General features: G+C 57.2%; 24 protein-coding genes. 18 read left to right on the top strand and 6 right to left on the bottom strand.

What is annotated here, in order from left to right; all coding sequences use genetic code 11:
• From qseG to glnB, 3 genes are all read left to right on the top strand, one after another.
• On the top strand, positions 1-708 hold the full coding sequence (qseG, locus tag ACSPHG_RS05725; protein WP_435952548.1) for a two-component system QseEF-associated lipoprotein QseG: 708 nt from the start codon (positions 1-3) through the stop codon (positions 706-708).
• On the top strand, positions 705-2042 hold the full coding sequence (gene glrR, locus ACSPHG_RS05730) for a two-component system response regulator GlrR (RefSeq protein ID WP_435952549.1): 1338 nt from the start codon (positions 705-707) through the stop codon (positions 2040-2042). Before qseG ends, glrR begins: the two co-directional genes overlap by 4 nt.
• Positions 2043-2118: 76 nt before the next feature.
• Positions 2119-2457 carry a nitrogen regulatory protein P-II gene (gene glnB / locus ACSPHG_RS05735; protein ID WP_002438074.1) on the top strand — a complete coding sequence of 113 codons (339 nt, stop codon included), beginning with the start codon at positions 2119-2121 and terminating at the stop codon, positions 2455-2457.
• Positions 2458-2554: 97 nt separating this feature from the next.
• Here glnB and hmpA read toward each other — a convergent pair whose 3' ends face one another.
• Complete coding sequence (hmpA, locus tag ACSPHG_RS05740; RefSeq protein ID WP_435952550.1) at positions 2555-3745, bottom strand: NO-inducible flavohemoprotein; 1191 nt, start codon at positions 3743-3745, stop codon at positions 2555-2557.
• 329 nt (positions 3746-4074) lie between these two features.
• On the opposite strand from hmpA, the gene glyA reads away from it, so the two are divergent.
• Positions 4075-5328, top strand: coding sequence for a serine hydroxymethyltransferase (gene glyA, locus ACSPHG_RS05745; protein ID WP_435952551.1), 1254 nt, complete (start codon positions 4075-4077; stop codon positions 5326-5328).
• A gap of 51 nt (positions 5329-5379) precedes the next feature.
• Here glyA and ACSPHG_RS05750 read toward each other — a convergent pair whose 3' ends face one another.
• A complete protein-coding gene (locus tag ACSPHG_RS05750) occupies positions 5380-5802 on the bottom strand; it encodes a DoxX family protein (protein ID WP_435952552.1) in 423 nt (140 codons plus the stop codon).
• Positions 5803-5990: 188 nt separating this feature from the next.
• Between ACSPHG_RS05750 and ACSPHG_RS05755 the strand changes: the two genes are divergently transcribed.
• On the top strand, positions 5991-7130 hold the full coding sequence (locus ACSPHG_RS05755) for a 3-phenylpropionate MFS transporter (RefSeq protein ID WP_435952553.1): 1140 nt from the start codon (positions 5991-5993) through the stop codon (positions 7128-7130).
• A 98-nt stretch (positions 7131-7228) separates the two neighbouring features.
• Here the strand turns inward: ACSPHG_RS05755 and csiE are convergent, their stop codons facing one another.
• Positions 7229-8509, bottom strand: coding sequence for a stationary phase inducible protein CsiE (csiE, locus tag ACSPHG_RS05760; RefSeq protein WP_435952554.1), 1281 nt, complete (start codon positions 8507-8509; stop codon positions 7229-7231).
• Between the two features lie 125 nt (positions 8510-8634).
• Between csiE and ACSPHG_RS05765 the strand changes: the two genes are divergently transcribed.
• Entirely contained in the window at positions 8635-9282 is a 648-nt protein-coding gene (locus ACSPHG_RS05765) for a DUF1007 family protein (RefSeq protein WP_435952555.1), read from the top strand.
• Complete coding sequence (locus tag ACSPHG_RS05770) at positions 9273-10256, top strand: nickel/cobalt transporter (RefSeq protein ID WP_435952556.1); 984 nt, start codon at positions 9273-9275, stop codon at positions 10254-10256. Before ACSPHG_RS05765 ends, ACSPHG_RS05770 begins: the two co-directional genes overlap by 10 nt.
• 131 nt (positions 10257-10387) lie before the next feature.
• On the opposite strand, the gene suhB is transcribed toward ACSPHG_RS05770, so the two are convergent.
• Positions 10388-11191: an inositol-1-monophosphatase gene (gene suhB / locus ACSPHG_RS05775; RefSeq protein ID WP_435952557.1), complete on the bottom strand. Its 804-nt coding sequence runs from the start codon at positions 11189-11191 to the stop codon at positions 10388-10390.
• A 120-nt stretch (positions 11192-11311) separates the two neighbouring features.
• Here suhB and trmJ point away from each other — a divergent pair, with 120 nt between their 5' ends.
• The 11 genes from trmJ (at position 11312) to sseB (ending at position 20061) form a co-directional block, all read left to right on the top strand.
• Entirely contained in the window at positions 11312-12046 is a 735-nt protein-coding gene (trmJ, locus tag ACSPHG_RS05780; protein WP_435952558.1) for a tRNA (cytosine(32)/uridine(32)-2'-O)-methyltransferase TrmJ, read from the top strand.
• Positions 12047-12176: 130 nt separating this feature from the next.
• Positions 12177-12665, top strand: coding sequence for a Fe-S cluster assembly transcriptional regulator IscR (gene iscR, locus ACSPHG_RS05785; protein WP_435952559.1), 489 nt, complete (start codon positions 12177-12179; stop codon positions 12663-12665).
• 104 nt (positions 12666-12769) lie between these two features.
• Positions 12770-13984, top strand: coding sequence for a cysteine desulfurase (gene iscS / locus ACSPHG_RS05790; RefSeq protein WP_435952560.1), 1215 nt, complete (start codon positions 12770-12772; stop codon positions 13982-13984).
• 28 nt (positions 13985-14012) lie between these two features.
• Positions 14013-14399, top strand: coding sequence for a Fe-S cluster assembly scaffold IscU (iscU, locus tag ACSPHG_RS05795; protein WP_005120408.1), 387 nt, complete (start codon positions 14013-14015; stop codon positions 14397-14399).
• Between the two features lie 154 nt (positions 14400-14553).
• Positions 14554-14877: an iron-sulfur cluster assembly protein IscA gene (gene iscA / locus ACSPHG_RS05800; RefSeq protein WP_435952561.1), complete on the top strand. Its 324-nt coding sequence runs from the start codon at positions 14554-14556 to the stop codon at positions 14875-14877.
• Positions 14878-14939: 62 nt separating this feature from the next.
• Positions 14940-15455: a co-chaperone HscB gene (gene hscB, locus ACSPHG_RS05805; protein WP_435952562.1), complete on the top strand. Its 516-nt coding sequence runs from the start codon at positions 14940-14942 to the stop codon at positions 15453-15455.
• A gap of 13 nt (positions 15456-15468) precedes the next feature.
• Positions 15469-17319 carry a Fe-S protein assembly chaperone HscA gene (gene hscA / locus ACSPHG_RS05810; protein WP_435952563.1) on the top strand — a complete coding sequence of 617 codons (1851 nt, stop codon included), beginning with the start codon at positions 15469-15471 and terminating at the stop codon, positions 17317-17319.
• Between the two features lies 1 nt (position 17320).
• The gene (fdx, locus tag ACSPHG_RS05815) at positions 17321-17656 is read left to right on the top strand and encodes an ISC system 2Fe-2S type ferredoxin (RefSeq protein ID WP_034459208.1); all 336 of its coding nucleotides are present in this window, start codon (positions 17321-17323) and stop codon (positions 17654-17656) included.
• A 12-nt stretch (positions 17657-17668) separates the two neighbouring features.
• Positions 17669-17869, top strand: a complete 201-nt coding sequence (gene iscX / locus ACSPHG_RS05820) for a Fe-S cluster assembly protein IscX (protein WP_435952564.1) — start codon at positions 17669-17671, stop codon at positions 17867-17869.
• A gap of 73 nt (positions 17870-17942) precedes the next feature.
• On the top strand, positions 17943-19229 hold the full coding sequence (gene pepB, locus ACSPHG_RS05825) for an aminopeptidase PepB (RefSeq protein ID WP_435952565.1): 1287 nt from the start codon (positions 17943-17945) through the stop codon (positions 19227-19229).
• A gap of 55 nt (positions 19230-19284) precedes the next feature.
• Positions 19285-20061 (top strand): enhanced serine sensitivity protein SseB, encoded by a 777-nt coding sequence (sseB, locus tag ACSPHG_RS05830; RefSeq protein WP_435952566.1) that lies wholly within the window; start codon positions 19285-19287, stop codon positions 20059-20061.
• Positions 20062-20109: 48 nt separating this feature from the next.
• Here the strand turns inward: sseB and ACSPHG_RS05835 are convergent, their stop codons facing one another.
• Entirely contained in the window at positions 20110-20883 is a 774-nt protein-coding gene (locus ACSPHG_RS05835) for a MurR/RpiR family transcriptional regulator (RefSeq protein WP_435952567.1), read from the bottom strand.
• Entirely contained in the window at positions 20883-21728 is an 846-nt protein-coding gene (sseA, locus tag ACSPHG_RS05840; protein WP_435952568.1) for a 3-mercaptopyruvate sulfurtransferase, read from the bottom strand. Before sseA ends, ACSPHG_RS05835 begins: the two co-directional genes overlap by 1 nt.
• Positions 21729-21776: the final 48 nt, after the last annotated feature.

Genomic DNA, 21776 nt, shown 5'->3' on the forward strand with positions numbered 1-21776 from the left:
ATGAAAGCGACTCTTATTCAACGCCGCGTTGGCGTAATTCTTCTGCCATTTTTGCTGGCAGGCTGTGTGCAAAAAGCGGTGACCAGCTCCATCAAGCAGCCGCATCAGTCGCAGGAGCCCGAGCAGCAGCTGGCGGACTATCTCTCAACCGACTGCATGGATATCTGGCGTATTCAGGGCCAGGATGCGGTTAACAACCCGCTCTACTGGCTGCGCGGCATGGACTGCGCTGAACGCCTGCCGCCTGCCGAGGCGCGAGCGGAAGCACGCCAGTGGCCGGATGACAGCTGGCAGGACACTTTTAAGCGCGGCATTTTGCTCTCCAACGCAAAGATCACCCCGACCGAACGCCGCCGATACATGACCCGGCTCGATGCCCTGACCGGCGAGGTGCCCGCTCAGGTGCGCCCACTCTTCCAGGTCTGGCGCGACGGGCAGGCGTCGTTACTCAACCTTTCGGAAGAGCGCACGCGCTACAGCAAGCTGCAACAGGCGACTGACGGCGAGCTGGATACCCTACGCGAGCAGCAGCAGCGCCTGCGCAATCAGCTGGATTTAACTACCCGCAAGCTGCAAAACCTGACCGATATCGAACGGCAGCTCTCAAGCCGCAAGCCCGGCAGCAACTACGTGCCCGACAGCCACGCCGCAGACGGCGATAACGACGACGACGTGACCACCAAACCGCAGCAGGAGGCGAAACCATGACGCAGCGAAAACCGGCCCGACTACTGCTTGTTGACGACGATCCCGGCCTGCTAAAGCTGCTCGGCATGCGCCTCTCAAGCGAAGGCTACACGGTTTCTACCGCTGAAAGCGGGGCGGAAGGGCTGAAGCAGCTGGCGCGCGAAAAAATCGACCTGGTGATCAGCGACCTGCGGATGGACGAAATGGACGGCATGGCGCTGTTCGCGGAAATCCAGAAGGTGCAGCCCGGTATGCCGGTGATTATTCTCACCGCCCACGGCTCAATACCCGATGCCGTCGCCGCCACGCAGCAGGGCGTGTTTAGCTTCCTGACCAAGCCGGTGGATAAAGACGCGCTGTATCTGGCCATCGACAACGCGCTGGAGCATACCGTAACGGCGGGCGACGACATGTGGCGTGACACCATCGTCACGCGCAGCCCGAATATGCTGCGTCTGCTGGAGCAGGCGCGCATGGTGGCGCAGTCCGACGTCAGCGTGCTGATTAACGGCCAGAGCGGCACCGGGAAAGAGATTCTGGCGCAGGCCATTCACAACGCCAGCCCGCGCAGCAAAAACGCGTTTATCGCCATCAACTGCGGCGCGCTGCCGGAGCAGCTGCTTGAGTCCGAGCTGTTCGGCCACTCGCGCGGCGCCTTTACCGGCGCGGTGAGCAGCCGCGAGGGGCTGTTCCAGGCTGCGGAAGGCGGCACGCTATTTCTGGATGAAATTGGCGATATGCCGATTCCGCTCCAGGTTAAGCTGCTGCGCGTCCTGCAGGAGCGCAAGGTTCGCCCGCTGGGCAGCAACCGCGACCTTGATATCAACGTACGGATTATTTCCGCCACCCACCGCGATTTGCCGAAGGCGATGGAGCGCGGCGAATTCCGCGAAGACCTGTTCTACCGCCTGAACGTGGTGAACCTGAAAATCCCCGCGCTGCACGAGCGCGCGGAAGATATCCCGCTGCTGGCAAACCATCTGCTGCGCCAGTCGGCGGATCGCCATAAACCCTTTGTGCGTAGCTTCTCAACGGACGCCATGAAGCGCCTGATGGCGGCAAGCTGGCCGGGCAACGTGCGCCAGCTGGTCAACGTTATCGAGCAATGCGTGGCGCTCACCTCCGCGCCGGTCATCAGCGAAGCGCTGGTGGAACAGGCGCTGGAAGGCGAAAACACCGTGCTGCCGACTTTTGTCGAGGCGCGCAACCAGTTCGAGCTAAACTACCTGCGCAAGCTGCTGCAAATCACCAAGGGCAACGTGACCCACGCCGCGCGTATGGCGGGGCGCAACCGCACCGAGTTCTACAAGCTGCTTTCACGGCATGAACTCGATGCCAATGACTTTAAAGAGTAGGCTGTGGTAGTGTGAGCAACCGATTACGATAGGCTAAGTTAAGCACGCAGTCAGTGCGGGAAAGACAGAGAAAATCATGAAAAAAATCGATGCGATTATTAAACCGTTCAAGCTTGATGACGTTCGCGAAGCGCTGGCAGAAGTGGGCATCACCGGCATGACGGTGACCGAGGTCAAAGGCTTTGGCCGCCAGAAAGGGCACACCGAACTGTACCGTGGCGCAGAGTACATGGTCGACTTCCTGCCGAAGGTGAAAATTGAAATCGTGGTCACTGACGATATCGTCGATACCTGCGTGGATACCATCATCCGCACTGCGCAAACCGGCAAAATCGGCGACGGCAAAATCTTCGTCTTCGACGTGGCGCGCGTGGTGCGTATCCGTACCGGCGAAGAAGACGACGCGGCGATTTGATTTATCCTGTCGGGTAGGCGCAACGCCACCCGACATTACTCACCGAACCTAATGATCCCGTAGGCCGGGTAAACACAACGCTACCCGACATCTGAAATCACATCACCTTATGCGGCCCGAAGCATTCGTAATGAATACGATCCTGCTCCACGCCCAGCTTCACCAGCTGTTCCGCTGCGAAACGCATAAAGCTCACCGGCCCGCACAGATAGAACTGCATGTCCGGCGCGCTGATTTTGCCCTCCAGCGCCATTAAATCCATCAAGCCTTCGCTATCAAATTTGGCCTGCGCGCGGCAGCTTTCGCTCGGCGTGCGGTACCAGACGTGGCGTTCGAAGCGCGGCAATTGTTGCCCCAACTGATTAACCTCGTCGGCAAATGCGTGCACCTCGCCGTGCTCCGCCGCGTGGAACCAGTTGACCTGGGCCGTGTGAGCGCTTTTCGCCAGCGTGTCCAGCATCGCCAGCATCGGCGTTTGCCCCACGCCTGCGGAAATCAGCGTGACCGGCGTTTGCGCGGAAACGTCCATAAAGAAATCGCCCGCCGGGGCCGCCAGATGCACCACATCGCCCACTTTGGCGCTATTGTGCAGCCAGCTGGAAACCTGCCCCCGATCTTCGCGCTTCACGGCTATGCGATAGGTTTTGCCGTCCGGCCTGCGGGTGAGCGAATACTGGCGAATTTCCTGGTGCGGAAAACCTTCCGGCTTCAGCCACACGCCAAGATACTGTCCCGGCAGATAGTCGGCGACCGGCTGACCGTCGACCGGTGCAAATTCAAAGCTGGTGATAAGCGCGCTCTGCGGCTCTTTTGCCATGATGCGGAACGCGCGGGTGCCTTCCCAGCCGCCGTTTTTCACCGCATTGCTCTGGTAGATTTCCGCTTCGCGATTGATGAACACGCCTGCAAGCACGCCATACGCCTTACCCCATGCGTCCAGCACTTCCTGGCCCGGGCTGAACATCTCGTCAAGCGTTGCCAGCAGGTGGCCGCCAACGATGTCGTACTGCTCGGGTTTTATCTGAAAACTGGTGTGTTTTTGGGCGATTTTTTCTACCGCAGGCAGCAGCACCGCAAGGTTTTCGATATGGGTGGCATAGGCGCAGATGGCGTTGAACAGCGCTTCACGCTGGTCGCCGTTGCGCTGGTTGCTCATATTGAAAATCTCTTTCAGCTCGGGGTTATGGCTGAACATGCGATCGTAGAAATGAGCGGTCAGTTTAGGGCCGGTGGCGGCAAGCAGGGGGATAGTGGATTTCACAACGGCGACGGTTTGTGCATCTAGCATGGGCGGCTCCTGTATAGCGTTTTTATATAAGTGGTATTTTGAATGCATCTTATAAAAAATAGACCCAGCCTGTAAATGGTTTATTGTGCTTGTCGACGTGGATCACAGAAGATGAAAATCACGCATGTTGTTGATGAAGAAATATCCTCTAAAACAGCCTGAAGCTTTTGCCTGTAAACCCTTACGCCACGCCTAGCCAATCGTTTGCGTAAAAACCTCTGTCAAGCCCTATCACCCAATACCGATTCGGTTTACACTGTTGCCCGTCGCCCAAACGGGCCCCGTAAAGCCGCCCAAATTTTTACTGTTAGCTGAGTCAGGAGAAGCGAATGTTAAAGCGTGAAATGAACATTGCCGATTACGATGCCGAGTTATGGCAGGCCATGGAGCAAGAAAAAGTACGTCAGGAAGAGCACATTGAACTGATCGCCTCCGAAAACTACACCAGCCCACGCGTAATGCAGGCGCAGGGTTCTCAGTTAACAAACAAGTATGCCGAAGGCTATCCAGGCAAGCGCTACTACGGCGGCTGCGAATACGTTGACGTGGTAGAACAGTTGGCTATTGACCGTGCGAAAGAGCTGTTCGGCGCTGATTACGCTAACGTGCAGCCGCACTCCGGTTCCCAGGCAAACTTCGCGGTGTACACCACGCTGCTGGAGCCAGGCGATACCGTGCTGGGCATGAACCTGGCGCACGGCGGCCACCTGACCCACGGCTCCCCGGTGAACTTCTCCGGCAAGCTGTATAACATCGTGCCTTACGGCATCGATGAGTCCGGTCATATCGACTATGCGGACCTGGAAGCACAGGCCAAAAAACACAAGCCGAAGATGATCATCGGCGGCTTCTCCGCCTATTCCGGCGTCGTTGCCTGGGCAAAAATGCGTGAAATCGCAGACCAGATCGGCGCTTACCTGTTTGTGGATATGGCGCACGTAGCGGGCCTTATCGCCGCAGGCGTTTACCCGAACCCGGTTCCACACGCGCACGTTGTGACCACCACCACCCACAAAACCCTGGCTGGCCCACGCGGCGGTTTGATCCTCGCGAAAGGCGGCAGCGAAGAGCTGTATAAAAAGCTGAACTCAGCGGTCTTCCCTGGCGCGCAGGGCGGCCCGTTGATGCACGTTATCGCGGGTAAAGCGGTGGCGCTGAAAGAAGCGATGGAGCCTGAGTTTAAAACCTATCAGCAGCAGGTGGCTAAAAACGCGAAAGCGATGGTCGCGGTTTGCCTGGAGCGCGGTTACAAAGTGGTTTCCGGCGGTACCGACAACCACCTGTTCCTGCTGGACCTGGTTGATAAAAACCTCACCGGAAAAGAAGCTGACGCCGCTCTGGGTCGCGCCAACATCACCGTTAACAAAAACAGCGTGCCAAACGATCCGAAGAGCCCGTTTGTGACTTCCGGCATCCGTCTGGGTACCCCGGCAATCACCCGTCGCGGCTTCACCGAAGCGGACGCCCGTGAGCTGGCTGGCTGGATTTGCGATGTGTTAGACAACATCAACGACGAAGCGGTTATCGAACGCACCAAGAAGAAAGTGCTCGATATCTGTGCCCGTCTGCCGGTGTACGCGTAAGCGATACCCCAAGAAAAAGGCCGCTTTCGCGGCCTTTTTTATATCTGAAATTTAACGCTTGTCGAGCGAAAGGCTCCCTGGCCCAACGATCGCCAGCAGCAGGAAAGCCCCGGCGATGCTGACGTTTTTATAGAAGTTGATCATGTTCGGCATCACCGCGTCGCCGCTCATGTTCCAGTAGTGATGGCCAATCACCGCCGTGCCGAGGGTATAAAAGATAAACAAAATGGCCAGCGGGCGGGTGTAAAAGCCCAGCACGATAAGGATCGCGGCGACGACCTCCATCAGCACGGCAATAATGGCGGACACCATCGGCAGCGGCGCACCGACGGAAGCCATATACTGCACCGTCCCGCTAAAGCCCGTCATTTTCGGGAAACCAAAAATAATAAACAGCAGCACCAGCGCAATTCGCGCGACCAGCAGCATTACCGGACGTGACTGACCAAAATCGAAATAACGAAGTGTGTTCATAGCGGGCTCGATTTGTGAGGAGGTTCAAATTAAACGTAATACACATCCACAAAGCGCGCCAGAAACAGCAGCTTAAATAGCAGAGCCGCTCGGCATTTCGGCCATTTTGCCCCTCTTTCCAGCCTGTATGTTTGCTTGCAAGCCAGCCGTGGCTCAGCCACACTGTCGCCTCCAAAACGGGAGGGATCATGGTTTTGCATTCTACGCGCTGGCTGGCGCTCAGCTATTTTACCTACTTCTTTAGCTACGGGATTTTTCTTCCCTTCTGGAGCGTGTGGCTCGCAGGCGTGGGGCTTCCCCCGGAAACCATCGGCCTGCTGCTGGGTGCCGGTTTAATCGCTCGTTTTCTCGGTAGTTTATTGTTAGCCCCTCGCGTCACCGACCCCTCCCGTCTCGTTTTTGCCCTTCGCCTGCTTGCCCTGTTAACGCTGCTTTTTGCCGCCGCTTTCTGGTTCGGACAAACCGCCGTGTGGCTGCTGGTGGTGATGGTCGGGTTTAACCTCTTTTTCTCGCCGCTCGTGCCGCTTACGGACGCGCTGGCGGGCACCTGGCAGAAGCAAATCACCATGGACTACGGGCGGGTGCGCCTGTGGGGATCGCTGGCGTTTGTGATAGGTTCGGCGATGACCGGCAAGCTGGTCAGCCTGTTTAGCTACCAGGCGATTTTGGTGCTGCTCAGCATCGGCGTGGCTTCCATGCTCATCGGCATGATGCTGCGTCCGTCGGTGATGCCGCAGGGCGAAACGCGCCACCATGAGGGCGCGGGCTGGCAGGCGTGGAAAAAGCTGGTGTTGAGTTCGTGGCGCTTTCTTGCCTGCGTGTCGCTGTTGCAGGGGGCGCACGCGGCCTACTACGGGTTCAGCGCGATTTACTGGCAGGGTGCGGGGTATTCCGCCTCGGTAGTCGGCTATTTATGGTCGCTTGGCGTGGTGGCGGAAATCGTAATTTTTGCACTGAGCCACAGGCTGTTCCGCCGCTGGAGCGCACGGGATCTGCTGCTGCTTTCCGGCGTCGCGGGCATTTTGCGCTGGAGCCTGATGGCGTGGACGACGGATCTGCCGTGGCTACTCGCTGCGCAAATCCTGCACTGCGGCAGCTTTACCGTTTGCCACCTTGCGGCCATGCGCTACATCTCCGCGCGGCAGGGCAACGAGGTGATTCGCCTGCAGGCGGTCTATTCGGCGGTGGCCATGGGCGGCGGGATCGCCATTATGACGATGTTTTCCGGCTACCTGTATCAGCACATGCAGGGCGGCGTGTTCTGGATTATGGCGCTGGTGGCGATACCGGCGCTGGTGATTCGGCCGAAGGTTCAAGCCGTCACCTGATAATTTCGGTGGATGGCACATGCGCTTATCCACCCTACAAAACCGTAGGTCGGGTAAGCGCAGCGCCACCCGACGTTCGCCACCCAACACCGACTATTTCACGTTTCCAAAATTTCACGAATACGCTGCTGCATATGCTCACCCAGCGGCAGCGTGGCGTGGATCAGCGGCGGCGAGTAGAGCGGCAGGCTGGTAGAGTAGGGCGTAATAACCAGCACAACCTCTTTTGGCGCACCCTCTTTCTGGAAGCTGTGCACCGTCAGGTGTTTGATATTAAGCGGCAGCAGAGTCAGCTCGCGCAGCTGCTGTTCAATCTGCTGCTCAAGCGCGAGATTATTCCCCGTCAGCAGCAGCACCTGCTTTTCCTGCAGATCGTTTTCCTGCATCAGCCATGCGCCAAAAATCACCGCCACCAGGCCCACCTCCTCGTCTGAAAACCGCACCCCGTAATCGGCCTCAAACTCGCTGAAGGCCTCGCGCGTGGTGCGCATCAGTTTGGGATAGAGGCGGGTAATCTCTTCCGGCAGGCTGTTATCAATTCCGATATCGAACAGGCTGCGGTCGAGCGCCTGCGCAAGATGGACGTAAAGCTGGTCGCCAAGCCCCTGTTCGTCGCTAAACGACATTCCCGCCAGCCTGCGGAAATGGGCAATCATCGTAGAGATCGAGGCGCGCAGGCGTAAGTCCTGCTGGTGGTTGTCCTTCAGCGGATCCGGCGTGCGCAGCATCTGGAAAAGCAGCGCAAGAAACAGCTGTTCGTCTTCGTGGGCGGGCTGGTGCACGCGGCGCGTCCAGTGGCGGGCGATTTCCTGCGCGGCGATGAATTCCGGGCGTAGGCGCGTCCACTCGCGCTGTCGGTCATTAAACTCGGGCGTTATCCCCAGCTGATGCTGGTGCAGGCAATACTGTAAATAGAGGCTGAGAAACTGCACGTCGCGGCTGTCGAACTGGCGCTGCAGGCGGCGGGCGCAGAGGCTCACCAACGCCTGAAGGTTGGTGTCGTCGTAGAGGGCTTTGGTGATGCCCTGCTTGCGCAGCTGGTCTTTCAGCGCCGGGGTAAAATGGTGCTGCACAAAGGTGGGGCACAGGCGCAGCGCCCGTCGTAGCCAGTGCAGCAAACACAATCGGCGGTCAAGCGCCTTGCCTTCAATCCGATAGCTGCCGTCGGGCTCGGTGATCATCGCCAGCCGGTGATAACGCTGGATTTCCATGCCCGTGTCGGCTATATCTTGCAGGGCTTTGCTGCTGTCTACTCCGTTGACCCTGCCGACAATCTCCGGCGTCACCGCCTGACCCGGAAGATAAAGCATTAAAAGCAGGTGGCAGCGTCGCTGCGGACTGGAGAGCACAGATGGTGGTGGGGAGAGCAGTGTCATCATCCGCAGAGTCCAGTTATGTTGAATATTGCTAAGAGTAGCTAAAGCTTTTGAGGCAGATCGCGACAGGCATGGTTTTTAATCGCGGAATTTTCGCTGGCTCACAGAATTTTTATCCTGAGGGAACAATGCGCGGCAAAACGTGTAGCACAACAGGGATTATCTTACTCGCCTCGGCGCTTTGGGCACCCGCTGCGCTGGCCCATCCACACAGCTTCATTACGTTAGTCACCACGGTGATGGCGAAGGACGGGCAGATGACCGGCTTGAAAATGGCGTGGACGATGGATGAAATCACTTCAGCGGACCTGCTGTATGACGCGGGTGACGCAAAGCCCGGTTCGCCGGTCTGGAAGAAGCTCGCCGCCGAGGTGATGGCTAACGTGCTGGGTCAGCACTACTTTACCGAGTTCTGGCACAACGGCGAAAAGGTGAAGTTTAATAACCTGCCGACGGAATATGGCCTTGCGCGCGTCAATCATCAGGCGGTGCTGTCTTTTATTCTGCCGCTTGCGCACCCGCAGCCGCTGAAAGGGCAAACCTACAGCTTCGCCACCTTTGACCCGACCTATTTTGTTGATATGAGCTACGACCAGCCGGCCGATGCAAAGCTTCCGGAAGAACTGGCGCAGAGCTGCAAAATCTTGGTCAAGACGCCGCAGCCAAACGAAGATACGCTGGCGTTCGCGCAGTCGCTCGATAAGGCCAACGCGCCGCCGGAAGATATGGAACTAGGTAAACAGTTTGCCCAACAGGTAACGGTACAATGTCAGTAGTTTTCTCCGCTAAACCCCACACGCGACGCTGGCTGCACCTGTGGCCCCTGGCGCTGTTTCTACTTTTATCTTTAGCCGCGTGCTATGCCCTCTGGCTTTACTGGCCGCAGATCCTGATTAACAGCGCGGCGTGGCAAAAAACCATCAATCAGCAGTTGAGCAGCCTGCTGCGCGCGGTGGCGGAAAACCCGGCGCAGGCGGGCTGGTCGCTGCTGTCGTTTAGCTTTTTCTACGGCGTGCTGCACGCGCTGGGGCCGGGCCACGGAAAAGTCGTGATTACTACGTGGCTTGCGACCCATCCTTCACGGCTGAAAAGCAGTTTGAAGCTGACGTTCGCCGCTTCTTTATTGCAGGGGCTGGTGGCGATTGCGCTGGTCGTGGTGGTGCTGGGGATTTTACAGCTGCCATCTCGCCAGCTGCATATGAGCAGCTTTTGGCTTGAGAAGGGCAGCTATCTGCTGGTGGGCGTTCTGGGCATCATGTTAGGTTGGCGGGCGCTTACTAAACTTCGCCAGCTGCTGCGTAATCCGAAGAGATTCACCGCCTTTACGCCCCATCATATCCATGACGCAAACTGCGGCTGCGGGCACCAGCATCTGCCAAGCGAAGAGCAGCTGGCCGCCGGGGAAGACTGGCGCGCGCGGGCGGCCATCGTTGCGTCGATGGGCATGCGCCCGTGCTCGGGTGCGATCATGGTGCTGTTATTCAGCAAGGTGATTGGCGTATTTAATTGGGGAATGCTGTCCGCGCTGGCAATGGCCGCAGGTACCACGATAACCATTTCAGGCCTGGCGGTACTGGTGCACAGTTTCCGCACCTTTGCGGTTCGTTTAAGCGGCAATAAAGCGCCTGTTTTATGGCGGCAGGTAGGCTGGGCGACGCTTGCGCTGGCGGGAAGTGTGATTTTAATTATTGCGGCGGCGCTGATGTGGCTGAGTGCTCAACCGGTGATGCGCGGGATACGGCCTTTCTAGCTTTAAAACAACCCTCACCCCGGCCCTCTCCCTGAGGGCGAGGGAGAAAGCGACTCTTTTCTGACACTAGAGAAAGAATATTCCCTCTCCTGGGGGAGAGGGTAAGGGTGAGGGCGCTAAATCGTCTGAAATTAACGCTTCAGCGCTTCGCTCAGCTCTTCACGCATGGTCGCCAGCATCGCTTTGACTACGCGTGGATTCCCCGCAACGATGTTGCCGGTCAGCAGGTGGTTATGGCCACCGGTGAAGTCACAAACCAGGCTACCGGATTCACGAGCAATCAGCTCGCCCGCGGCGAAATCCCACGGCTTCAGGCCAATCTCGAAGAAACCGTCCACGCGGCCTGCGGCAACGTAAGCCAGATCGAGAGCAGCGGAACCGGTGCGACGGAAATCAGCACACTGCGTGAACAGTTTGCCCAGAATATTCATATAGGAGGTTGCGTGCTGTTTGGCTTTGAACGGGAAGCCCGTAGCCAGAATGGTGCCGTCCAGGTCGCGTGCATTGCTGCCGCGCAGACGGTAACCGTTCAGCTGTGCGCCCTGGCCGCGAACGGCGGTGAACAGCTCGTTACGCATTGGGTCGTATACCACGGCGACTTCGGTACGGCCTTTAACACGAACAGCGATAGAGACAGAGAAATGCGGCAGACGTTTGATGAAGTTTGAAGTGCCATCCAGCGGATCGATAACCCATTGCACATCCTGCTCTGTTCCCGCTAACTCGCCTGATTCTTCGGCGATGATAGTGTGTTGCGGGTAGGACTTACGAATAACTTCGATAATCAGACGCTCGGCGTCTCTATCAACGTTAGTCACAAAATCGTTGCTGCCTTTTTGGCTCGCTTCAACGGCGTCTGGGGTTTCGTAGTTTTTGGCAATTAAATTACCCGCCTTGCGCGCAGCACGCACGGCGATGTTCAGCATCGGATGCATCGGTCTCTCTCACTGGATGTTAAAGAACGGAAAACGGGGCGGAGTATAGCAGAGCGTTCGGAATATGTCCCAGGCTTATGATAGGATATCGCGATATTCTTTTAAGGCCGTGAATTAAGCATGCTGGATAACGTACGTATTGTGCTGGTTGAGACTTCCCACACCGGCAACATGGGCTCCGTAGCCCGTGCTATGAAAACGATGGGATTAACAAATCTGTGGCTGGTCAATCCCCTGGTTAAGCCTGATTCGCAGGCAATCGCCCTCGCGGCCGGTGCCAGCGATGTGATTGGCGATGCGAAAATCGTTGATACCCTGGACGAAGCCCTGACGGGTTGCAGCCTGGTGGTCGGCACCAGCGCACGCTCCCGTACGCTGCCCTGGCCTATGCTTGACCCGCGCGAATGCGGCCTGAAAAGCATCTCCGAAGCCAAACACGCGCCGGTTGCTATCGTGTTCGGTCGTGAACGCGTGGGTTTAACCAATGATGAGCTGCAAAAATGCCATTACCACGTCGCTATTCAGGCTAACCCGGAATACAGCTCGCTGAATCTGGCGATGGCGGTGCAGATCCTCGCTTATGAAGTGCGTATCGCCTGGCTTGCCACGCAGGAACAGCCTGAGACAGTAGAAGAGGAAGAAACGCCTTATCCGCTGGTCGATGATTTAGAGCGTTTCTACGGTCATCTCGAACAGGTGATGCTCAATACCGGCTTTATTCGCGCTAACCACCCGGGGCAGGTGATGAGCAGAATTCGTCGTCTGTTTACCCGCGCACGCCCGGAAAGTCAGGAACTTAACATCCTGCGCGGCATGCTTTCTTCTATCGAAAGCGACAAAAAATCGAGCAAATAATACTTGAGTAAATTACTAGGTTAAATAGTTGACCATTTTACTCAGGAATGTCAGACTTGCCGCCTGCTATGTGGACAATCACATTTTTAAAAACCCCCGGCTCGAGGGGCTATTTGAGGTTAAGTAAGACATGAGACTGACATCAAAAGGACGCTACGCTGTGACCGCAATGCTCGACGTTGCGTTGAACTCCGAATCGGGTCCGGTTCCGTTGGCTGATATCTCCGAACGTCAGGGTATTTCACTCTCCTATCTGGAGCAGTTGTTCTCCCGTCTGCGTAAAAATGGCCTGGTTGCCAGCGTACGCGGTCCTGGCGGCGGTTATCTGTTAGGAAAAGATGCAGGAAGCATTGCCGTAGGCGAAGTCATCAGCGCTGTTGATGAATCCGTTGACGCGACCCGCTGCCAGGGCAAAGGCGGCTGCCAGGGCGGCGATAAGTGCCTGACTCACGCGCTGTGGCGCGATCTTAGTGACCGTCTGACCGGTTTCTTGAACAACATCACCCTGGGCGAACTGGTTAATAACCAGGAAGTCATGGATGTTGCAGACCGTCAGCAAAATGAAAGCCATCGCACTCAGCGTCCTCAGGACGCCATCGACGTAAAACTGCGCGCATAAGCAGACTTATAAGACTTTTTAGAATCAGGCTCGGGTGCGACGCACCCGGCTAAACTTTTATGCCTGATTCTTCGTATTGAAGTGATGTACGGAGCTTAAGAGCAATGAAATTACCGATTTATCTCGACTACTCCGCAACTACGCCGGTCGATCCGCGTGTTGCCGAGAAGATGATGCAGTTTTTAACGATGGACGGAACCTTCGGTAACCCGGCTTCTCGCTCACACCGTTTCGGGTGGCAGGCAGAAGAAGCGGTAGATATCGCTCGTAACCAAATCGCAGACCTGGTGGGCGCTGACCCACGTGAAATCGTCTTCACCTCAGGCGCAACTGAATCTGACAACCTCGCGATTAAAGGTGCCGCCAACTTCTACCAGAAGAAAGGCAAGCACATCATTACCGTGAAAACCGAACATAAAGCCGTCCTTGATACCTGCCGCCAGCTTGAGCGCGAAGGTTTCGAGGTGACTTATCTGGCGCCACAGAGCAACGGCATCGTTGACCTACAGCAGCTGGAAGCGGCCATGCGTGACGACACCATTCTGGTTTCCATCATGCACGTCAATAACGAAATCGGCGTGGTGCAGGATATCGCGGCAATCGGCGAAATGTGCCGTGCGCGTGGCGTTATCTATCACGTAGATGCGACCCAGAGCGTGGGCAAATTGCCTATTAATCTGGCCGAGCTGAAAGTGGATTTGATGTCCTTCTCCGGTCACAAAATCTACGGTCCTAAAGGCATTGGCGCACTGTACGTTCGTCGTAAGCCGCGTATTCGTATCGAAGCGCAGGTTCACGGTGGCGGCCACGAGCGCGGCATGCGTTCAGGCACTCTGCCTGTTCACCAGATCGTCGGCATGGGCGAAGCTTACCGTATCGCGAAAGAAGAGATGGAGTCCGAAATGGCCCGTCTGCGCGCGCTGCGGAACCGTCTGTGGAACGGCGTGAAGGATATGGAAGAAGTGTATCTGAACGGTGACCTGGAACACGGCGCACCGAATATCCTTAACGTGAGCTTTAACTACGTTGAAGGTGAGTCTCTGATCATGGCGCTGAAAGACCTCGCGGTTTCTTCAGGTTCCGCCTGTACCTCTGCAAGCCTCGAGCCGTCTTACGTGCTGCGCGCGCTGGGTATGAGTGACGAGCTTGCTCACAGCTCCATCCGTTTCTCTTTGGGTCGTTTTACCACTGAAGAAGAGATCGACTACACCATCGAGCTGGTACGTAAATCCATCGGCCGTCTGCGCGACCTTTCTCCGCTGTGGGAAATGTTCAAGCAGGGCGTGGATATTAATTCCATCGAATGGGCTCACCACTAATCGTCGATTTCGGCTTCAGGAGATAAAAATGGCTTACAGCGAAAAAGTAATTGATCACTACGAGAATCCACGCAACGTCGGTTCTTTCGACAACAGCGACGAGAGCGTAGGTTCCGGCATGGTGGGTGCACCGGCCTGTGGCGACGTGATGAAGTTGCAGATCAAAGTCAACAATGAAGGTATTATTGAAGACGCGCGTTTCAAAACCTACGGCTGCGGCTCGGCGATTGCTTCAAGCTCGCTGGTCACCGAGTGGGTTAAGGGGAAATCCCTGGACGAAGCGCAGGCGATCAAAAACACCGATATCGCAGACGAACTCGAGCTGCCGCCGGTGAAAATTCACTGCTCAATCCTTGCGGAAGACGCCATCAAAGCGGCTATCGCGGATTACAAAAGCAAACGTGAAGCGAAATAGTAAATTAGAGACTTTTTCAAAATAATTTGAGTAGCAGGTAGGCGGCAAGCTCAGGAATCCTCAGGGGCTTACTAAAGTAAGTGACTGGGGTGAGTGAGAGCAGCCAACGCCCCTGCCGCTCAAAGTATGAAGAAAAATTAATTGAGGTTGTTGTATGTCGATTACCCTTAGCGACAGTGCTGCCGCTCGTGTGAATGCCTTTTTAGCCAACCGTGGTAAAGGTTTTGGCCTTCGTTTAGGCGTGCGCACCTCTGGCTGCTCTGGCATGGCTTACGTTCTGGAATTTGTAGACGAACCGATGGCAGAAGACACCGTGTTCGAAGACAAAGGCGTGAAAGTGGTCGTCGATGGTAAAAGCCTGCAATTTTTGGACGGCACCGAGCTCGACTTCGTAAAAGAAGGCCTTAACGAAGGGTTTAAATTTACCAACCCGAACGTTAAAGACGAGTGCGGCTGCGGCGAAAGCTTCCACGTCTGATTTCAGCTCATCCTCCGCGCCAGTGGGGGATGACGCTTTACCACGTTAACCCCGAGTCTGTTATGGATTACTTTACCCTCTTTGGGTTACCGGTCGGCTACACCGTCAACACCGAGCTGCTGGCTACCCGTTACCAGGAGCTGCAACGCCAGTTCCATCCTGACAAGTATGCCAGCCGCCCTCAGGCGGAACAGCTGCTTGCGGTCCAACAATCTGCGACCATCAACCAGGCCTGGCAAACGCTGCGCCACCCTCTGCTGCGCGCCGAGTACATTCTCTCCCTCAACGGTTTTGACCTCGCTAACGAGCAGCATACCGTGCGCGACACCGCGTTCCTGATGGAGCAGCTCGAACTGCGCGAAGAGCTTGATAACATCGAGCAGGCGAAGGACTCCGATCGTCTGGAAAGCTTCGCCGAAGGCGTTAACGCGATGGTGAAAACCCGCAGCGAGCAGATGGTAAAGCAGTTGGATAACCAGGACTGGACGCAGGCCGCAGACACCGTGCGTAAACTGCGTTTTCTCGATAAACTGCGCAGCCAAATAGAACAACTCGAAGAAAAGCTGCTCGATTTTTAACTGGAAGCTCAAAATGGCGTTATTACAAATCAGTGAGCCCGGCCTGAGCGCCGCGCCGCACCAGCGTAAACTGGCTGCGGGCATCGACTTAGGTACCACCAACTCGTTGGTGGCCACCGTGCGCAGTGGGCAAGCCGAAACTCTGGCTGACCATCAAGGGCGCCATCTGTTACCTTCGGTCGTACACTACCAGCAAGGCGGCCTGAACGTGGGCTGGGACGCGCGTGCGCAGGCTGCACTCGACCCGGCAAACACCGTCAGTTCCGTAAAACGTCTGATGGGCCGCTCGCTGGCCGATATTCAGGCGCGCTATCCCCATCTTCCTTACGATCTCAAAGCCAGTGAAAACGGGCTGCCGATGATCGAAACCCCTGCGGGATTGCTCAACCCTATTCGTATTTCCGCCGACATCCTCAAGGCGCTTTCCGCCCGTGCTACCGAAGCGCTGGAAGGCGAGCTTGATGGCGTGGTGATCACCGTCCCTGCCTATTTCGACGACGCGCAGCGCCAGGGCACTAAGGACGCCGCGCGTCTGGCTGGCCTGCACGTGCTGCGTCTGCTCAATGAGCCTACCGCAGCGGCTATCGCCTACGGCCTGGATTCCGGCAAAGAGGGCGTTATCGCCGTCTACGACCTGGGCGGCGGAACCTTTGATATTTCCATTCTGCGCCTGAGCCGCGGCGTGTTTGAAGTGTTGGCGACCGGCGGCGACTCTGCGCTTGGCGGCGATGACTTCGACCACCTGCTGGCCGACTGGTTGCGCGAACAGGCGGGCATTGCCGATCGCAGCGATGACCGCGTGCAGCGCCAGCTGCTGGACGCCGCAATCGCCGCCAAAATCGCACTAAGCGACGCTGAAAGCACAACCGTAGAAGTGGCTGGCTGGACGGGCACCGTCACCCGCGAACAGTTCAACGATCTGATTGCCGCGCTGGTGAAAAGAACCCTGCTAGCCTGCCGACGCGCGCTGAAAGACGCGGCGGTAGAAGCAGAAGACGTGCTCGAAGTGGTGATGGTAGGCGGGTCAACCCGCGTGCCGCTAGTGCGCGAACGCGTGGGCGAATTCTTTGGCCGCACGCCCCTGACCTCCATCGACCCGGACAAAGTTGTCGCCATCGGCGCTGCTATTCAGGCCGATATACTTGTGGGCAACAAGCCGGATAGCGAAATGCTGCTGCTTGACGTCATTCCGCTGTCGCTGGGCCTGGAAACCATGGGCGGGCTGGTGGAAAAAGTCATTCCGCGCAACACCACCATTCCCGTAGCGCGCGCGCAGGACTTCACCACCTTTAAAGACGGCCAAACTGCGATGGCAATCCACGTCATGCAGGGCGAGCGCGAACTGGTCCAGGACTGCCGTTCGCTGGCGCGCTTCACGCTGCGCGGCATCCCGGCGATGCCCGCGGGTGGGGCGCACATTCGTGTCACCTTCCAGGTTGATGCGGATGGCCTGCTCAGCGTCACCGCCATGGAAAAATCCACCGGCGTTGAAGCTTCCATTCAGGTGAAGCCGTCCTATGGCCTGAGCGATGGCGAAATCGCCACCATGATCCAGGACTCGATGAGCTTCGCCGAGCATGACGTGAAAGCGCGCATGCTTGCCGAGCAAAAAGTTGACGCCGCCCGCGTGCTGGAAAGCCTGCAGGGTGCGTTAGCCACGGATGCCGCGCTGTTAAGCGCCGCAGAGCGTGCGGAAATCGATACCGCGATGGCAGCGCTTAGCGCCGCCGCCGCAGGTAGTGATACCGACGCAATTGAACAAGCCATTAAAAACGTAGACAAACAAACCCAGGATTTCGCCGCACGTCGTATGGATGAATCAATCCGTAAGGCGCTGAAAGGCCACTCCGTGGACGAGGTTTAACATGCCAAAGATTGTTTTTCTGCCTCATCAGGACCTGTGTCCAGATGGCGCAGTTTTGGAAGCGAATGTCGGTGAAACCATTCTTGACGTTGCCCTGCGCAACGGCATCGAGATTGAACACGCCTGTGAAAAATCCTGCGCCTGCACCACCTGCCACTGCGTCGTGCGTGAAGGCTTCGACTCCCTTGCCGAAAGCACGGAAGACGAAGACGACATGCTGGACAAGGCCTGGGGTCTGGAGCCGGAAAGCCGTCTGAGCTGCCAGGCTCGCGTCACCGACGAAGACCTGGTCGTGGAGATGCCGCGCTACACCATCAACCACGCGCGCGAGCACTAACGGGAGCCGACCATGGGACTGAAATGGACCGATAGCCGCGAGATCGGCGAAGCGCTGTACGACAGCCGTCCGGATCTCGATCCGAAAACGGTGCGCTTTACCGATCTGCACCAGTGGGTCTGCGATTTGGAAGATTTTGACGACAATCCAAACGCATCCAACGAAAAAATTCTGGAAGCGATTCTGTTAGTCTGGTTAGATGAAGCAGAATAGTTAAACCAAGCGGGCTGCCTCAGGCGGCCCGTTTCACATTGTGCATGTGCTGAAAAAATATAAGGAAAACAACATGTCAGAAGCCATGAAAATTACGCTGTCCACGTCGCCTGCCGATGCGCGTTGGGGCGAAAAAGCCACCTATAGCATTAATGATGAAGGCATTACCCTGCACCTTACCGGTAAAGACGACCTGGGGCTTATCCAGCGCGCGGGCCGTAAAATCGACGGCCAGGGCCTTAAGCACGTACAGCTTGCAGGTGATGGCTGGGACGTAGAGAAAAGCTGGGCGTTCTGGCAGGGCTATCGCGCGCCAAAAGGCACCCGTAAAGTCGAGTGGGCGCAGCTTGGCGAAGCCGAGCAGAAAGAGCTGGATAACCGCCTGAAAATCATCGACTGGGTGCGCAACACCATTAACGCTCCGGCGGAAGAACTCGGTCCGGAGCAGCTTGCCTCCCGCGCGGTTGACCTGCTGTGCGACGTCGCCTGCGACCACGTTTCCTACCGCATCACCAAAGGTGAAGACCTGCGCGAGCAAAACTATATGGGCATCCACACCGTTGGCCGCGGCTCTGAACGCCCGCCGGTACTGCTGGCGCTGGACTACAACCCAACCGGCAACCCCGAGGCCCCGGTGTATGCGTCGCTGGTCGGCAAAGGTATTACCTTTGATTCCGGCGGCTACAGCCTGAAACAAAGCGCGTTTATGGACTCCATGAAGTCCGACATGGGCGGCGCGGCTACCATTACCGGTGCGCTGGCGTTCGCCATTACCCGTGGCCTGAACAAGCGCGTTAAGCTGTTCCTGTGCTGCGCGGATAACATGGTGAGCGGCAATGCCTTCAAGCTTGGCGACATCATCAAATACCGCAACGGCAAAACCGTTGAGGTGATGAACACCGACGCGGAAGGCCGCCTGGTGCTGGCCGATGGCCTGATCGACGCGAGCGCGCAAAAACCTGAGCTTATTATTGACTGCGCAACCCTGACGGGTGCGGCAAAAACCGCGCTGGGTAACGACTACCACGCGCTGTTCAGCTTCGACGACGCGCTGGTTGGCCGCCTGCTGGAAAGCGCTGCCGCCGAGAACGAACCGTTCTGGCGTCTGCCGCTGGCCGAGTTCCACCGCAGCCAGCTGCCGTCGAACTTTGCCGAGCTCAACAACACCTCTAACGCCTCCTTCCCGGCGGGCGCGAGCACGGCGGCGGGCTTCCTGTCCCACTTCGTGGAAAACTATCATGAAGGCTGGCTGCACATCGACTGCTCGGCAACCTACCGCAAAGGCGCGGTTGAACAGTGGTCTGCGGGCGCAACGGGCCTGGGCGTGCGCGCGATTGCTAATTTGTTGACCGGTAAGTAATTCATTCGATCAACTCCCTCTCCCCCTGGAGAGGGAGAAAAAATTCGGAACCACAATGTCAGAACCAAAAAACGAACTAGAAACCCTGCTAGAGCAGGCGGCGACCGAGCCTGCTCACCGCCCGGCATTCTTCCGCGTATTGCTGGAATCCACCGTTTGGGTGCCGGGTGAAGCGGCGGAAGGCGAGGCAGTTGACGCCGACAGCGCGGTTGAGCTGCAGCATTGGGAAAAAGATGACGGCACCTCCGTCATTCCTTTTTTCACCTCGCTAGAGGCATTGCAGCAGGCTATCAGCCACGAGCAGGCTTTTGTTGCCATGCCCGTGCGCACCTTGTTTGAAATGACGCTCGGCGAAAGCCTGTTCCTCAACGCCAAGCTGCCGACCGGCAAAGAGTTCACCCCGCGTGAAATAAGCCACCTGGTAAGCGCGGAAGGCGATCCGCTGAGCCAACAGGAGGTACTGGAAGGCGGCACGTCACTGCTGCTTTCTGAGGTCGCCGAGCCGCCAGCGCAGATGGTTGAGTCGCTTACCACGCTGTTCAAAAGCCTGAAAACCGTGAAGCGCGCGTTTTTGTGCTCCATCAAAGAGCATGCCGACGAACGGCCAAACCTGCTGATCGGCATCGAAGCCGATGGTGATATCGACGCGATTATCCGTCAGGCGGGCAGCGTGGCAACGGATACCCTGCCGGGCGATGAGCCGGTGGATATTTGCCTGATAGCGGAAGGGGAAAAAGGCATCAGCCACTTTATGCTGGCGCACATCACCCCGTTTTACGAACGCCGCTGGGGCAGCTTCCTGCGCGATTTTAAAACCAACCGCATAATCTAAACCTGCTGGTGGAAGGCGCCGCGCTTTTCCACCCTATTGAATTGACGGTTAAGCCGTTGCCTGTAATAGCAGCAGATCGATCAGCATCACAAGGTTAGACTCAAACGAGGTGATCCCAGCGGCTTCCGCCGCGAAGTGGATCGCCTCGTCATAAAGCGAGAAATGCACGTCGGCAAGCTCCGCCAGGCTATTGGGCGAGGCGCGTGTAAAGGCTACGATCGACATCCCCACGTTTTGCGCAATCTTTGCCTTATCCAATACCTGTTCCGTTTCGCCGCTGCGCGAAATGGCGATAAACACCTCATACTTCGACGCGTTGCTGAGAAAAATTCCCCGGCTATCCCCTGGGCCTGAGATAAACGCGGTCTTGCCCAATACCTGCAACTTTTTGGTCAGATACTCAGCAAAGAGGTAGGAGAACCCCGCGCCGTACAAAAAGAAGCTCTCTTTTTCACGCAGCAGCGTAGCAAACTGCGCCATCAGATCGGGCGTTACCCATCGGAAGGTCTGCTGGTAATTTGCTACAAACTGGTCAAATAACACCGGTAGCGCGGCGGGCGAGGGGGCTGGCTGATGCGCAATGTGCGGCGTGCCGGAAAGCAGCTGCTTGCAGTGCCAGATAAACTCGCTGTAGCCGCTAAAGCCCAGCTTCTGGCACAGGCGCATAATTGTCGCGCTGGAAACGAACGTTGCCTGCGCCAGTTCGCGAACGGTGATATTTCCAACCAGCAGCGGGTGAGCCGTGAGATGCGCAAGCACGCGGTACTCCGCGCGGGTGAGCGCATCCCCTCGATCCAGCAGCCCCGCCAGCCGGTTATCCATTATTGCGCCGGTTCAACGGGTAAATCAGCACGCGCGCCCCATTCACTCCATGAGCCGTCGTACAGCGAAACGCCGTTAACGCCGAGCGTCGTCAGTGCCAGGACAACTACGGCGGCGGTGACGCCCGAGCCACAGCTGGCGATAACCGGCTTGTCGAAGCTCACGCCCTGGCGGGCAAAGATTTCGCTAAGTTCATCGGTAGTTTTCAGCTGGCCGTTTTCCACTAAATCGCCCCACGGCACGTTCAACGCGCCTGGAATGTGCCCGCGGCGCAGGCCCGGGCGCGGTTCGTCTACTTCGGCGTTGAACCGTGCCGCCGGGCGGGCATCCACCAGCTGCGCGGTGCCTTCGTGGCTGACCAGCAGAACGTCCGTCAGGCGTTTGATAACTTCCGGATCGAAGTTAACGTCAAATTCGCCCTCTGGGAGCTCGACTTCACCTTCCTGCAGCGGAAATTCCTCGCGCTGCCACTCGGCCAGCCCGCCTGCCAGAATCGAAACGTTTTCAACGCCAAAGCTGCGCAGCATCCACCAGGCGCGTGGCGCGGAGAAAAGGTTGCCTTCATCGTAAACGATAAGATGTTTGTCGCTGCTAATGCCCAGCTCGCGCATGGCAACGGCGAAGGCTTCCGCGCGCGGCATCATATGCGGCAGGGGGCTTGTGTGATCGGACAGGGCTTCGATATCGAAAAATACCGCGCCGGGCAAATGCCCCGCGCGGTATTCGCCAGGGACATCGCGGTGTTCCTGGCCTGGAGGGGCCATGCGGGCATCCAGAATCTGGATATCCGCGTCGGTAATATGTTCTGCGAGCCAGTCGCCCGCGACAAAGAAAGAGGTGGACATGGTTGCCTCCGAATCGTTAGTCACTTTCGGATTGTCGGTGTTTTTAGG

This window comes from Dryocola baronae, from assembly GCF_051297175.1.
Taxonomy (GTDB): domain Bacteria; phylum Pseudomonadota; class Gammaproteobacteria; order Enterobacterales; family Enterobacteriaceae; genus Dryocola.

What these genes read in the sequence shown, in the direction of transcription:
- trmJ (WP_435952558.1), top strand. Translation starts at nt 11,312, where the DNA reads ATGCTGGATAACGTACGTATTGTGCTGGTTGAGACTTCCCACACCGGC.
- ACSPHG_RS05835 (WP_435952567.1), bottom strand. Translation starts at nt 20,883, where the DNA reads ATGGATAACCGGCTGGCGGGGCTGCTGGATCGAGGGGATGCGCTCACC.
- glrR (WP_435952549.1), top strand. Translation starts at nt 705, where the DNA reads ATGACGCAGCGAAAACCGGCCCGACTACTGCTTGTTGACGACGATCCC.
- ACSPHG_RS05770 (WP_435952556.1), top strand. Translation starts at nt 9,273, where the DNA reads ATGTCAGTAGTTTTCTCCGCTAAACCCCACACGCGACGCTGGCTGCAC.
- hscB (WP_435952562.1), top strand. Translation starts at nt 14,940, where the DNA reads ATGGATTACTTTACCCTCTTTGGGTTACCGGTCGGCTACACCGTCAAC.
- iscA (WP_435952561.1), top strand. Translation starts at nt 14,554, where the DNA reads ATGTCGATTACCCTTAGCGACAGTGCTGCCGCTCGTGTGAATGCCTTT.
- ACSPHG_RS05755 (WP_435952553.1), top strand. Translation starts at nt 5,991, where the DNA reads ATGGTTTTGCATTCTACGCGCTGGCTGGCGCTCAGCTATTTTACCTAC.
- iscR (WP_435952559.1), top strand. Translation starts at nt 12,177, where the DNA reads ATGAGACTGACATCAAAAGGACGCTACGCTGTGACCGCAATGCTCGAC.
- glyA (WP_435952551.1), top strand. Translation starts at nt 4,075, where the DNA reads ATGTTAAAGCGTGAAATGAACATTGCCGATTACGATGCCGAGTTATGG.
- pepB (WP_435952565.1), top strand. Translation starts at nt 17,943, where the DNA reads ATGTCAGAAGCCATGAAAATTACGCTGTCCACGTCGCCTGCCGATGCG.
- hscA (WP_435952563.1), top strand. Translation starts at nt 15,469, where the DNA reads ATGGCGTTATTACAAATCAGTGAGCCCGGCCTGAGCGCCGCGCCGCAC.
- iscX (WP_435952564.1), top strand. Translation starts at nt 17,669, where the DNA reads ATGGGACTGAAATGGACCGATAGCCGCGAGATCGGCGAAGCGCTGTAC.
- sseA (WP_435952568.1), bottom strand. Translation starts at nt 21,728, where the DNA reads ATGTCCACCTCTTTCTTTGTCGCGGGCGACTGGCTCGCAGAACATATT.
- iscU (WP_005120408.1), top strand. Translation starts at nt 14,013, where the DNA reads ATGGCTTACAGCGAAAAAGTAATTGATCACTACGAGAATCCACGCAAC.
- suhB (WP_435952557.1), bottom strand. Translation starts at nt 11,191, where the DNA reads ATGCATCCGATGCTGAACATCGCCGTGCGTGCTGCGCGCAAGGCGGGT.
- fdx (WP_034459208.1), top strand. Translation starts at nt 17,321, where the DNA reads ATGCCAAAGATTGTTTTTCTGCCTCATCAGGACCTGTGTCCAGATGGC.
- ACSPHG_RS05750 (WP_435952552.1), bottom strand. Translation starts at nt 5,802, where the DNA reads ATGAACACACTTCGTTATTTCGATTTTGGTCAGTCACGTCCGGTAATG.
- qseG (WP_435952548.1), top strand. Translation starts at nt 1, where the DNA reads ATGAAAGCGACTCTTATTCAACGCCGCGTTGGCGTAATTCTTCTGCCA.
- ACSPHG_RS05765 (WP_435952555.1), top strand. Translation starts at nt 8,635, where the DNA reads ATGCGCGGCAAAACGTGTAGCACAACAGGGATTATCTTACTCGCCTCG.
- iscS (WP_435952560.1), top strand. Translation starts at nt 12,770, where the DNA reads ATGAAATTACCGATTTATCTCGACTACTCCGCAACTACGCCGGTCGAT.
- hmpA (WP_435952550.1), bottom strand. Translation starts at nt 3,745, where the DNA reads ATGCTAGATGCACAAACCGTCGCCGTTGTGAAATCCACTATCCCCCTG.
- sseB (WP_435952566.1), top strand. Translation starts at nt 19,285, where the DNA reads ATGTCAGAACCAAAAAACGAACTAGAAACCCTGCTAGAGCAGGCGGCG.
- glnB (WP_002438074.1), top strand. Translation starts at nt 2,119, where the DNA reads ATGAAAAAAATCGATGCGATTATTAAACCGTTCAAGCTTGATGACGTT.
- csiE (WP_435952554.1), bottom strand. Translation starts at nt 8,509, where the DNA reads ATGATGACACTGCTCTCCCCACCACCATCTGTGCTCTCCAGTCCGCAG.